The sequence below is a fragment of the Bacillus sp. 0209A genome (assembly GCF_036765095.1).
GTDB classification, from domain to species: domain Bacteria; phylum Bacillota; class Bacilli; order Bacillales; family Bacillaceae; genus Bacillus; species Bacillus subtilis_G.
This window is the reverse complement of record NZ_JBAIZV010000003.1, coordinates 1-12943: the sequence shown is the minus strand read 5'-3', so window position 1 is coordinate 12943 and position 12943 is coordinate 1. Positions and strand designations below refer to the sequence as shown.

Below are 12943 nucleotides of genomic sequence, written 5' to 3'. Positions count from 1 at the left end.
CCATAAGCTGAACATAGAGCACAGGCAATTTCCGAGAAAGTCGGCATCCTTTTGGCATTTCGAGATTTTTATCAGGTATCACTGAAGCGTATTATATAAAGTCTGCAGACAAAAAAACTGTACCCGTTTAAAACGAGTACAGTTTTTTCTTTTTATTTACATTTTAAATTAATGCCGATCGCCGCGCCGTTTCTGCTTGAATCAGCTACGCCTTTAAAGGTGCCGTTTTCATGGTCAATAGAAATGCTTTGTACGTTTCCGATGTCTACCGGGCTTTTGCCGAATTTGTGGCCCATGCCGTTTAGTTTGCTGAGGACTTCTTCAGGAACTCCGTCTTCGTAACGGTAGGAACTCATCTTGTTTGTATAAATTCTCGGCTCTTCAACAGCTGCTTTTAATTCCATGCCGTATTCAATGTGATAGAGGATGGTTTGCAATACGGATGAAATAATGGTGGCCCCGCCAGGAGATCCGACGGTGAGGACAGGTTTGTCATCCTTAAATAAAATCGTCGGGGTCATGCTGCTTAAAGGCCGTTTGTTCGGCTGAACTTCGTTAGCTCCGCCTGGAACCGCATCAAAATCCGTTAGTTCATTGTTTAAAATGACGCCGTAATCAGGGACCATAATACCCGTTCCGAATAGCTGCTCAATTGTCGTTGTATAGGAAACAACATTTCCCCAGCGGTCGGCAACTGTAAAGTGTGTTGTTTGGCCGTCTACTTTGTCTTCTGGCTGTTCGACTTGCTTATAGTTTGCGGATCCTTCTTGGTATTTCCAAGGGTCACCGGCTTTCGGTTTTTTATTCACTTGGTCTAGGCTGATAAGTTGCTGGCGTTCTTTAATATAATCGGGGTGAAGCAGGCCTTTAAGGGGAACATTTACAAATTCGGGATCACCTGCGTAAGATGCACGGTCCGCATAAGACAAATGCATCGTTTCAGCAAGTAGTTGATATTTTTCCCATGAGCGGACATCGTATTGTGAAAGGTTAAAATCATCAAGTATGTTCAGCATTTGCAATAAGAAAATACCGCCAGAGCTTGGAGGAGGGGTAGTGGCGATTTGATAGCCTTGATAGTCTCCCCAAATGGGTTCATCGATTGTAATGTCGTAATTTTCTAAATCTTTTTCCGTCATTGATCCGCCGAAATCCTGCACTGTGTCAGAAAGTGCTTTGGCAAATTTTCCTTTATAAAAAGCGTTAGTGCCTTTTGAGCGAATGAGCTTAAACGTTTTTGCCAAATCCTTTTGAATCAATGTATCGCCTTCTTTAAGCGGCTCGCCATTTGGCAAAAATACATCTTTTGCGGCAGTACGCTCTAGCTTTTCCTGATAATTGGAAATGGCATCTGCTAACACAGAATCAATCGGAAAGCCTTTTTCAGCGAGTTTAATAGAAGGGGAAATTAATTTCTTCATTGAACGGGTTCCCCATTTATCCAGAGCTTCTTCCAGCCCTTTCAGCGTACCCGGAACACCGACGGCAGTACCTTTTGTCACACGTTCAGAGAAAGGAATCGCTTTCCCGTCTTCATCGAGAAACATTTCGGGCGTTGCGCCTGCTGGAGCACGTTCGCGGCTGTCAATGATCGTTGTATCCTTAGTTTTTCCGTCATACACCATCATAAAACCGCCGCCGCCAATACCTGACATCATCGGCTCTGTTACATTGAGTGCAAATTGAATGGCGACCGCTGCGTCAATGGCATTTCCTCCTTTTTTCAGCACATCAGCACCGATTTCCGAAGCGAGAGGATGCGCGGTGGCAACCATGCCGTCTTTCCCTACATCTACTTGTTTGTACTCATCGTAGCTTTTGGGCGGCTTTTTAGCTTCCGCGTGAAAAGGGGCACTTCCGGCGACTAACAGAACACTAAGCAAAGCTGTTAAACAGACGTTCCACGTTCTTTTCATGTTCTCCCTCCTATATCAAGCTATTATGTTACAATCTTAGCGTAAAAAACTTACAGCGTTTTCACAAGTGACAAATGGTATATTATATAGAACATTCACCCGTTTTTCTGTGCGAAAATGATTATATTGTTATGAGCCATGCCGCCAGCATTTCAGAAAAACCCACGCTAAGCAAATTCGGCTCTTTATTTACTTAAAGGACGTAAGGGATATAAACTTGTTGAATGTAATCCCTCAAACTTGTATTCTCCTAAGAAATTGATGTGTTCCCAACTTAAAGGCCATATATACGGCATTAGCCCTCTCGAAATTCACCTTCGTTCAGCTTTTTCATATAGACTATATTTCACATCTTATAGCATTAATTATAATATGAAGCATTGGTTCGCAGCAATTGATCTTGAAGGGCTCGCTCTCTACACTTTCCACTCTTCCAAAAAATATGGCTCCGGTGACGAGGTGAATTCAAACCTCAGACCTGATACCTGGGCTCCACAGATTTTTGAACCTCTCCAATTATATGAATCAGACTATGTATGATTACATAACAACTCGTCATTGTCATTTCGTTATCTTGCTGTTACATTCTAAAATGCTTTCAATAAGTTGCTTTGAGGGTTTCCGGGTTTATACTGAAGCTAGAGGTGATTCAAAATGACATACGATTGGAAAACGAATTCAAACCGAACTAATCAACAACCAGAATGTGACAGTCCAATTCTACCTGCCCCTGTTTCTGATGAACAATGGCAGGCTGTTGTTGATAATAATGCTTCTTATGACGGCCGATTTTTTTATGCAGTGAAAACAACAGGGATTTTTTGTCGCCCTTCTTGCAAATCAAGAGTACCCAAAAGAGAAAACATTGGCTTTTTTGAAACTGCTGATCAGGCACTAGCCGCACATTTTCGTCCTTGTAAACGGTGCAAGCCAACAGGGCAAAGATTGCCCGATGAGGAGTGGATTGCTTTCATAACCGAATATGTGGATAGCCACTGTGATGAAAAGTTGACGCTCGAAGTCCTTGCGTTTCTGAGTCATGGTACCCCTTATCACTTGCATAGAACCTTTAAAAAACTCAAAGGCATGACCCCAGTGGACTACATCCAGCATGTTCGAATAGAAAAGGCGAAAATGTTATTGACTACGTGTGATGCCCCAGTTTCTAAAGTTGGTGAGTCTATCGGACTTTCCAATACATCATATTTTATCACGCTGTTTAAGAGGAAAACCGGACAAACGCCGGAAGCTTACCGTAGACGGCAAAAACAACACTGAAGGAGGCTTTTTCGAATGGGAGCTAAAAAAAGCAGTTCTCTCTATTGGTCCTTGTTTTCTTATGAAAACTGGAAGATGTACATTGCCGCAACAAATGATGGTCTATGTTTTGTCGGATCACAAAATCAGCCATTCGAAGAATTGGTGAAATGGGCAAATCATTATTTGCCTGGAAACGACCTGATTCGAGATGACGAAAAATTGCAATCTTTTGCAGATGAGCTTGTTCATTATTTTCAAGGCAAGCTCAATCGGTTCACCATTCCAATCTTTTATCGCGGCACACCTTTTCAGGAAGCCGTATGGAAGGCACTATGTGATATTCCGTACGGTCAAACTTGCTCCTACTCGGATATTGCTCAACAAATTCAAAAACCGACTGCGGTTCGGGCCGTTGGGAGGGCCATTGGAACGAATCCGATCCTCATTACTGTTCCATGCCATCGTGTTATCGGCAAAAATGGATCGCTGACGGGCTATCGCGGCGGAATGGAAATGAAAACGCGACTGCTGGAACTTGAACGAGGCTTCGCAAACATACAACTTGTCTGATCAGACATATAGCATCTTTAGCCGAACTCAACTACATCAAAGGTTTGAAGACGATTCCCTATATCACAAGACCATCGACATGAAACGATATGGTTTAGTGGAATCGGGGAGTACAAATATGATCATACTCCCACAGGTTGGCATCATACGGCGGTCTTTCACGTTTGATAACAGTCGATAAGAACTCTGCTTATCCTACGGCAATTGAACAGAAAGAAAAAAGCAACCTGGGGATATGCAACTTAGACAACAAAAAGTACTTGAATAACGATTATCGCTTTATAAAGGCGCGAATCCGTTCTATGCTAGGGTTCAAATGTTTTGCGCAGCTTAGATCCATCCTTTCTGGAGTAGAAGCTATACAAAAGAATTCATCCATCAATTATTTCGACTTGCAGCATAAGTTACGATTTTGTTAGAAATCTATGTGCTTTATTCTCTTTTAATTTTGCACCAAGAACCCTATATACTCTTAAATTGTTATGAGCCATGTGCTATATTAGAATCAGTATACGGATTAAGAAAGGACTGCTATATGTATTTAACGATTAAAGAAACAGCTGAATATGCAAATCTTTCAGAGGATTATATTAAAAGTTTGGTGCTCGAAGGAAACATCAGGGCCGTTCATGACGGTGAGCAATTTTTGATTTATAAGGGACAGTTCAAAACGCATCTTGAACAGCTGGAGAATTACAAAGCACTCGTGCTGGAAATATTAAATGAACCGATCCCGGAAGATATTGATGTAAAGGATGAGGATTAGGACGCAATTTCATATTGTGTCTTTTTTTGTATATTTTTTTGGGTGAGTCAGAAAAACAGAAGCGTCAGATTTTGTTTTAAGAGGTTTTTTGACAACACCTAGAGTGATAAGTATCGAAGAGGTTGAAAGCTTTATATGAGGATTTAAATGCTGTTTTATAGGAAGGGGGAGTTTGAAAGTTTCCTTACCTGCTTATGTAACACTATGTATATTATGTTACATAAATGCCGCCGCACTTTGACATTCAACATTTTTCAGCTATAATAGTAACATAGACCTCAAAACGTTACATAACTGTTTTTAAGGAGTTTTTTTGATGCATATTGTACAGCCGATTCGCAGTTTAGAAAAAATTCAAGATGTAAAACGGTATCTGCTCAACAAAAACAAGCGGGATTACTTTCTGTTTATTTTCGGCATCAACAGCGCGCTCCGTATTTCTGATATTCTGCCGTTGCAAGTGAAGGACGTTAAAAATAAGGATCATTTATGGGCGACTGAAAGCAAAACGAAAAAGAAAAGAAAGATTCTTATTTTAGAATCGCTGAAACAGGAAATATACGAGTATACGAAAGATATGAAGGAAAACGAATATCTTTTTAAATCTGTCCGAACCAGAAAGCCGATTTCCCGGATTCAGGCCTACAGAATTTTAAGAGAGGCCGCCGCGGCATGCGGACTTGAGGAGATAGGGACGCATACGCTCCGGAAAACGTTTGGCTATCATTTTTATCAGCGGACAAAAGATATCGCCGAGCTGCAGAGAATACTGAATCATTCATCACCCTCGATTACAATGCGGTATATCGGTATAGATGAAGATACGACAAGGGCCGCGTATAAGGTTTTTGGAGGGCTTTAATACAAACGGCTTGAAAATATTGATCATCAGAGCTACTATATAAATACAAAAGCTCTAGTAGCACAGCGGATAGTGCAGCAGTTTCCTAAACTGCAGGTCGGGAGTTCGAATCTCTCCTAGAGCGTTATATGACAATAAGACAATGGACTACTCGTCTGTTGTCTTTCTTTATTTCAAATAAAAAACGCCCGCTTATGCCGGGCGTTTTTCTTATATTACTGCGTCAAATTGAGTAACTTTCCATTTTTTATTTTCTTTTACAAATGTCACTTTTCGTTTCGCTGCAGGTGACCCATCTAAAGCAGGAACAGTAAATTCGTATGTGACTGCGCCGCCTTTTTTAGAGATCAGTTTAGCAGTTGATTTTTTCCAGTTCAAAAGATTATCTCCATCGCCGATTGGAACCGCAAGTTTTCCTTTAGAAACAGTGAAATGATAATCTTTAAAGCCTTTTTCGATTGCTGTTTTTGTAAAAATAGGAGTTAAGTAATTCACTGCTTTTGCTTTAGTGCCTAGATCACTGCACATGTACACATATTGAAGATTTTGATACTCGAATGTGCCTGATGGGCAAACTGCTTTTTTTGCTTTTGGATTGTGCCCGCTCATTGTGTTCCAAAAGTGTTCTCTTGCTGATAATGCCAGCTCCAGAGCTTGTTTTTGTGATAAATCGCCTGATGTATGTTTCGCAAATGCATTTGTGCTTAATGACAGAATAAGTGCAATCGTTGTTAGAAATAGAAGACATTTTTTCATTGTGGTCCACTCCTTCAAAATCTCTTTCTCTTATATTACAAATGTTACAATAATTACGTATAGATTACAATACTTTTGCATAAATTATTTTTTGTTCTTTTACTCACAAAGAAATAGACTGTTACTTGCTAGTTTATTCTTCATAAGCTAAAAAGATGTGTAAAATTAGAAGAAACGGGAAGGGTTTCATATGGACAGTGATGAATAATAACATGTTGCATATCCTGTTTTTGTCAAAAGAATGGGGACATGTTTACAAACGAATTCAAATAAAGGAGTCCTTCAATATGGAAACATCACAAGAACAACTTGTAACCCAGAAGAAAAGCAATCCATCTGTCTGGCGGTCTATGTCACTCTTTTTAGTGCCGCTTCTGCTAAGCAACGTGCTGCAATCAATAGGCCAGTTAGTCGGGATGATGGCTGTAGGCAGATGGCTTGGTGTTGATGCGGTTGCAGCTGTATCATCCTTTTTCCCGTTATTTTTTCTTTTAATCTCATTTACAATTGGAATCGGTTCAGGAAGTTCGATCCTGATCGGACAAGCCTACGGGGCGAAGAATGAGGAACGGTTAAAGGCTGTTGTCGGAACGACGCTCACGTTTACGTTTTTATTAGGGGTTGTGTTAGCCGTCATCGGCAGTATCTTTACCTTGGATATTCTTCGTTTAATGGGTACACCTGAAAATGTTATTCATGTCAGCGCCAGCTATGCACGTATTTTATTTTACGCTATGCCGTTTATGTTTTTATATTTTGCGTATACAACATTTTTGCGCGGAACAGGGGATTCTAAGACACCGTTTTATACGCTGATTGTGAGCACGGTCATCAACATAGCGCTTTTGCCCGTCTTAATCCTTGGTATGTTCGGTTTTCCGAAACTGGGCATATACGGATCCGCATATGCTACCGTCATCTCCACGATTGCGACATTTCTCGTTTTAATGGTGTATTTGCGAAAACGAAACCATCCGCTGCAATTTGATAAAACGGTGCGGCGCTATTTGAAAATGGATAAGGAACTGCTGGCTCTCCTGCTGCGCCTTGGGATTCCATCAAGCATCAATATGATTCTCGTCTCATTATCAGAGATAGCGGTTATTTCATTCGTCAACCACTACGGCTCTGATGCGACAGCTGCATATGGCGTGGTCAACCAGGTAGCCAGCTACGTGCAAATGCCGGCCGTCAGCCTCGGCATTGCGGTGTCTATTTTCGCCGCGCAATCGATCGGAGCGAACGAGTTTGACCGCTTGAAGCAGGTCATTCGCGTCGGAATTTGGCTGAATTATATTATTGGCGGCGTATTGATCATTCTGATCTATGTGTTTTCACAGCAGATTTTAGCGTTATTTTTAACCGAGAAAGACACACTTTACATCGCGCATCGTCTCTTGATGATTACATTGTGGAGCTATTTGCTGTTTGGAAATGCCCAAATTTTTTCTGCGGCGATGCGCGCAAGCGGAACGGTTTTATGGCCGACCGTTATTAGTATTTTCGCCATCTGGGGAGTAGAGGTGCCTGTTGCATTCGTATTTTCCCACTACACAAAACTCGAGATACTCGGCGTCTGGGTTGGCTATCCGGCTGCGTTTGCTGTCAGCTTGTTGTTGATTTATGGGTATTATCAATTCGTGTGGAAAAAGAAACAAATTACACGTCTCATCCAATAGACTCACGAAACACACCGTTCAAATGTTGAACGGTGTGTTTTTATTTGATCGAGAGAACATCAAATGGAGGAAATATGGCACAGTACATTGAATTCTTATACAAGCAATGAATCAAGGAGAGGTTGAGTTACATGTCAAACTACATTGAGAAGATTACGTATTTAGCAACACCTGCCATCAAAGCGGGCAACGAGCATATAGAAATAATTGTTGTTCCCGAGTGGGGGAGCAACGTCATTTCTCTCGTGGACAAAACAACAAAGATCCAGCTTTTGCGAGAACCAGAAACAGCAGAAAACTTCCGCCACACACCAACATTGTATGGAATTCCGATCCTGTTTCCGCCTAACCGGATAAGTGACGGCACATTCAGTTTCCGGGGCAGAACGTATCATCTTGATATCAACGAAAAAGATAAACACAACCATCTTCACGGGTTTCTTTATCAGGAAAAGTGGAACGTAGTGACCATGAAGCAAACTGATGAAGAAGTGATCGTTGAAACGGAAATTGATCTTTCAGAGCTTCCCCATGTATATAAGCAATTTCCTCATCATACCGTCGTTCGGATGACATATACGCTAAAGGGGAATACTCTATTTAAACATGCAACGGTCATGAACAAAGGAAAGGAAGCGTTTCCTTGGGGGATCGGTTATCATACTACATTTGTTTTTCCGGAAGAAAGCTCGTTATTCTCCCTGACAGCCGATCAGCAATGGTCGTTGAATGAACGCCTGCTGCCGACTGGGAAGCTGATGGATGTACCGAATAAAGAAGACTTGCATGAAGGGATGGATTTGCGCCACAAGCAGTTGGATGATGTCTTTTTATCTGCTTATCAGAAAAGAGGCGGAGAAAATCAGGCAGTCATTTATCATCAGCATGCACATCTAAGCATTATATATCAGGCAGATGAACAATTTAAACATTGGGTTGTATACAATGCGGACGCAAAACAAGGGTATTTATGCCCTGAACCTTACACATGGGTGACAAACGCAGTGAATCTTGATTTGCCTTCATCGCTCACTGGTTTACAAGTGCTGGAGCCGGGAGAAAAAACGACAGCCAAAAGCAGTATCACCATTGAACTGAATCATCAATAACCTATGATGAGGCGCAGAGAGGCGGGGTAAATAATGAAAAAAAGCATAAAGCTATATGTTGCTATTTTGTTGCTATTCGTCGTTGCTTCGGTGCCTTATATGCATCAGGCTGCGCAAGCGGCTGATAAACACGATGCACTTGCCGGGCAGATCGATAAGGTTTTAGCTGATCATCCTGCACTCGAAGGCGCAATGGCCGGCATCACCGTTCGCTCTGCAGATACAGGCGCTGTTCTATATGAGCATTCAGGAGACGTCCGAATGAGGCCCGCCTCTTCTCTGAAGCTTTTGACTGCGGCCGCGGCACTTACTGTTCTTGGCGAGGACTATTCCTTTACAACCGAGGTCCGGACAGACGGCATCCTCAAAGGAAAAAAACTGAATGGAAACCTTTATTTGAAAGGGAAGGGGGATCCGACACTTTTACCAGCTGATTTTGAAGAAATGGCTGAGCAATTGAAACAGTCCGGCGTGAAAGTGATTAAAGGCAATCTGATTGGTGATGATACGTGGTATAATGACAAGCGATTATCACCTGATTTACCGTGGAGTGATGAATACACGTATTACGGCGCTCAAATTTCCGCTTTAACAGTGTCTCCAAATGAAGACTATGATGCAGGCACTGTGATTGTAGAGGTCACCCCGGGTAAAAAAGAAGGGGAAAAGCCTGCCGTTTCTGTATCTCCGAAAACGGATTATGTAACGATTAAGAACAATGCTGAAACGGCTGCGGATGGTCAAAAGAAGGACCTCACGATCGAAAGAAAGCATGGGACAAACACGATCACAATTGAGGGTAGCGTACCGGTTGACGCAAGCAAGACAAAGGAATGGATTGCTGTCTGGGAGCCGTCTGGATATGCTTTAGATTTATTTAAGCAAGCACTAAAAAAACAAGGGATTACTGTAAAAGGGAACGTCATGAGGGGCAATACGACCGGTTCCTCAGACGTGTTAATCTCTCATCGTTCAATGCCTTTGTCAAAACTATTTGTTCCGTTTTTGAAACTAAGCAATAATGGACATGCCGAAGTGCTCGTAAAAGAGATGGGGAAAGCGGAAAAAGGAGAAGGGAGCTGGGAAAAGGGGCTCGAAGTATTAAACAGTACGCTTCTGGAATGTGGTGTTGATTCCAAATCACTGGTCTTAAGAGACGGATCAGGAGTCTCTCATATTAATGCTGTATCCTCCGACCAAATCTCAAAGCTGTTATATGACATTCAAGATGAAAAATGGTTCTCAGCGTATCTAAATTCTCTGCCTGTTGCGGGCAATAGTGACAGAATGATAGGCGGAACGCTGAGAAACCGCATGAACGACACTCCTGCACAAGGAAAAATAAGGGCAAAAACCGGATCGCTAAGTACGGTCAGCTCTCTATCCGGGTACGCAGAAACCAAGAGCGGAAAAACCCTTGTTTTCTCTATTCTTCTAAACGGATTGATTGATGACGAGGATGGAAAAGATATTGAGGATCAAATCGCTGTCATCTTAGCAAATCAATAATAGCGGCAGACCTGTTTTCCAAGCGAAAACAGGTTTTTTATGTCTCCCATAAATGATCAAAAACAGTATGTAAGACCTGACATAAAACGGTACTTTTATCACTTAATGTTCAAAAAAATGATAAAAAAAGAAAATTAACCTAAAGAAATAATACTATATTCAAAAAAATGTTATAAAAATTTAATATTTTTCATTGTACTTTAAAAAAAATCCGTTAATATAGTCCATATAAGGATTATATAGTCATATAATTACTTTTATCGTCATTTTTCTGCTTTTTTCTTATCCTCTTATTATAAAGAACTGGAGGGAATCCGTTGAGCGAACATACTTATTCTTTAACCCATGCCCAAAGGAGAGTGTGGTTTACCGAATTGCTGGAGCCAGGCACCGGCATTTGCAATCTCACGGCCTGTGTGAAATTCAGAGGCAATATTGATCTTGATGACCTAGAGGAAGCGTTGAATCATTCCATCTCCCGCAATGACGCCATTAGGTTTCAACTGCTAGAAGGAGAGGAGCTTGAACCGCGCCTGTATCTTACTGAATATCAATATACTTCACTTGGAATAATAGATTTTTCAAATGTTGAAATGATAGAAATAGAGCAATGGATACAAGATCAAGCGAGAATCCCATTTAAACTGTTCAACTCGCCCCTTTATCAATTTCATCTCCTAAGAATCCACACTCATGAGGTTTGGCTGTTTGCGAAATTCCATCATATTATAATGGACGGCATCTCCTTAAATGTGATGGGAAATCAAATTATAGACCTTTATCAAAAAATAAAAAAGCAAGATCCTTTACCCGATCAGCCTCAACCTTCTTACTTGAGCTACATCGAAAAAGAGAGTCAATATCTACAATCTTCACGTTTTGCAAAGGACCGTTTATTTTGGAGTCAAACCTTTCAGCAGCCGCCGGAATACCATTCGTTAGCCGGCCAGACGTCCTTACAAAAACAGAGCACATCCGCATCCAGAGATACCATCACACTTTCACCTCATCTAGGGCAAACGATTCGAATCTTTTGCGAAGAACAAAAGATCAATATCATTTCCTTATTTATGGCTTCATTTTACATATGCATCAGCCGGATCACCTCTAAAACAGATCTTGCCATTGGCACCTACTATGGCAACAGAGGGTCAAAGGCTGAAAAAGAAATGCTCGGCATGTTTGTCAGTTCTCTTCCCATCAGAATAACGGTTGATCCTGATGAAGATTTTCTTTCCTTTGTCCACAGAGTAGGCAGGGAACAGCTTTCCGTTATGCGTCATCAACGGTTTCCTTATAATTTGCTGGTGAATGAATTAAGAAAAGACCGGAAAGAATTACACAACCTTATCGGTATATCTATGCAGTATCAGCCGCTCCAATGGCACAAAGCAGACGGTTTTGACTATGAAACGGCGCTTTATTTCAGCGGATCCACCGCGAACGAGCTTTCTGTTCAAATACAGGAACGGATAGACAACGGAACCATACATTTAAATTTCGACTATCAAAATATCTTATTTTCTCTTGAAGATATTAAACGAATACAGCACCATCTGCTTACGTTGCTGGAAAACGCCCTTCAACATCCGCACAGTTTCATAAAAGAATTAGATATGACCAATGTAAGAGAAAAACAAAAATTATTGAATGAGTTTAACAAGACAGAAGCTATTGTGCCTAAAGCCCCAACCCTTCACGGGCTGTTTGAACGACAGGCGGCTTGCACACCGGAGCGGCCAGCCATCCGTTTTTCCGGCGGTTCGCTGACATATGCTGAGCTTGACATGTATGCCAGCCGGCTGTCCGCGCGCCTCGCGGCACGCGGCGTCACCAAGGAAAGCATCGTCGGTGTCCTGTCTGAGCGGTCACCTGACATGCTGATAGCTGTACTTGCCGTATTGAAAGCAGGCGGGGCGTATTTGCCGCTTGATCCTGCATATCCAGAGGAGCGGCTGAGCTACATGCTGAAAGACAGCGGCGCAGCTCTCTTGCTGACGCAGCCGAGATGTTCCGCACCGAACTTCTCCGGAGAGACACTTGAAGTTAACATAGCATCTCTTGCGAACGAAAAAGCAGAAAGTCATATGTTTGCTCCCGCTGACAGCGGTTCTCTCGCCTATGTCATCTATACGTCAGGCTCCACCGGACAGCCAAAAGGAGTAGCCGTTGAGCACCGCCAGGCTGTTTCCTTTCTGACCGGTATGCAGCATCAATTTCCGCTTCAGGAAGAGGACATTGTCATGGTGAAAACCTCTTTTTCCTTTGATGCATCTGTCTGGCAGCTGTTTTGGTGGGCGCTTTCCGGCGCTTCGGCTTATCTGCTTCCGCCCGGCTGGGAGAAAGACCCGGCATTGATCGTCAAATCCATTCATCGGGAAAAAGTGACGACGGTTCATTTTATTCCGGCTATGCTGAACAGCTTTCTGGGTCAAGCGGAAATGGAATCGTTGGGTGACGGGACAAGCCTGAAGCGTGTATTCGCCGGAGGTGAACCGCTTGCGCCCCATACGGCG

At 42.2% G+C, this 12943-nt stretch carries 10 protein-coding genes, 1 tRNA gene and 2 pseudogenes; 10 read left to right on the top strand and 3 right to left on the bottom strand.

The window, feature by feature from the left end; genetic code table 11:
* Positions 1–152: 152 nt before the first annotated feature.
* Positions 153–1916 carry a gamma-glutamyltransferase gene (gene ggt, locus V6D44_RS10540; RefSeq protein ID WP_087991907.1) on the bottom strand — a complete coding sequence of 588 codons (1764 nt, stop codon included), beginning with the start codon at positions 1914–1916 and terminating at the stop codon, positions 153–155.
* Between the two features lie 185 nt (positions 1917–2101).
* Positions 2102–2367: pseudogene (locus tag V6D44_RS21100) on the bottom strand (Tn3 family transposase); the annotation flags it as partial.
* A 203-nt stretch (positions 2368–2570) separates the two neighbouring features.
* Here V6D44_RS21100 and V6D44_RS10535 point away from each other — a divergent pair.
* The 6 genes and pseudogenes from V6D44_RS10535 (at position 2571) to V6D44_RS10510 (ending at position 5498) form a co-directional block, all read left to right on the top strand.
* The gene (locus tag V6D44_RS10535; protein WP_087991908.1) at positions 2571–3194 is read left to right on the top strand and encodes a bifunctional transcriptional activator/DNA repair enzyme AdaA; all 624 of its coding nucleotides are present in this window, start codon (positions 2571–2573) and stop codon (positions 3192–3194) included.
* Between the two features lie 15 nt (positions 3195–3209).
* Positions 3210–3746, top strand: a complete 537-nt coding sequence (locus V6D44_RS10530; protein WP_087991909.1) for a methylated-DNA--[protein]-cysteine S-methyltransferase — start codon at positions 3210–3212, stop codon at positions 3744–3746.
* 161 nt (positions 3747–3907) lie between these two features.
* Positions 3908–4149, top strand: a pseudogene (locus V6D44_RS10525) (IS6 family transposase); the annotation flags it as partial.
* A gap of 132 nt (positions 4150–4281) precedes the next feature.
* Positions 4282–4512, top strand: coding sequence for an excisionase family DNA-binding protein (locus V6D44_RS10520; RefSeq protein ID WP_087991910.1), 231 nt, complete (start codon positions 4282–4284; stop codon positions 4510–4512).
* Between the two features lie 316 nt (positions 4513–4828).
* Positions 4829–5374, top strand: a complete 546-nt coding sequence (locus V6D44_RS10515; protein ID WP_087991911.1) for a site-specific integrase — start codon at positions 4829–4831, stop codon at positions 5372–5374.
* Positions 5375–5425: 51 nt separating this feature from the next.
* Positions 5426–5498: transfer RNA gene (locus tag V6D44_RS10510), tRNA-Arg, on the top strand.
* A gap of 86 nt (positions 5499–5584) precedes the next feature.
* Here the strand turns inward: V6D44_RS10510 and iseA are convergent.
* Positions 5585–6130, bottom strand: coding sequence for a DL-endopeptidase inhibitor IseA (gene iseA, locus V6D44_RS10505; RefSeq protein ID WP_202327551.1), 546 nt, complete (start codon positions 6128–6130; stop codon positions 5585–5587).
* Between the two features lie 287 nt (positions 6131–6417).
* On the opposite strand from iseA, the gene V6D44_RS10500 reads away from it, so the two are divergent.
* From V6D44_RS10500 to V6D44_RS10485, 4 genes are all read left to right on the top strand, one after another.
* Positions 6418–7809: an MATE family efflux transporter gene (locus tag V6D44_RS10500; RefSeq protein WP_333516493.1), complete on the top strand. Its 1392-nt coding sequence runs from the start codon at positions 6418–6420 to the stop codon at positions 7807–7809.
* A gap of 131 nt (positions 7810–7940) precedes the next feature.
* Positions 7941–8918, top strand: a complete 978-nt coding sequence (gene galM / locus V6D44_RS10495) for an aldose 1-epimerase (RefSeq protein ID WP_087991914.1) — start codon at positions 7941–7943, stop codon at positions 8916–8918.
* A 33-nt stretch (positions 8919–8951) separates the two neighbouring features.
* On the top strand, positions 8952–10427 hold the full coding sequence (dacB, locus tag V6D44_RS10490) for a D-alanyl-D-alanine carboxypeptidase/D-alanyl-D-alanine endopeptidase (RefSeq protein ID WP_087991915.1): 1476 nt from the start codon (positions 8952–8954) through the stop codon (positions 10425–10427).
* Between the two features lie 317 nt (positions 10428–10744).
* The coding region (locus V6D44_RS10485) for a non-ribosomal peptide synthetase (RefSeq protein ID WP_333516492.1) at positions 10745–12943 on the top strand (2199 nt) is incomplete at its 3' end.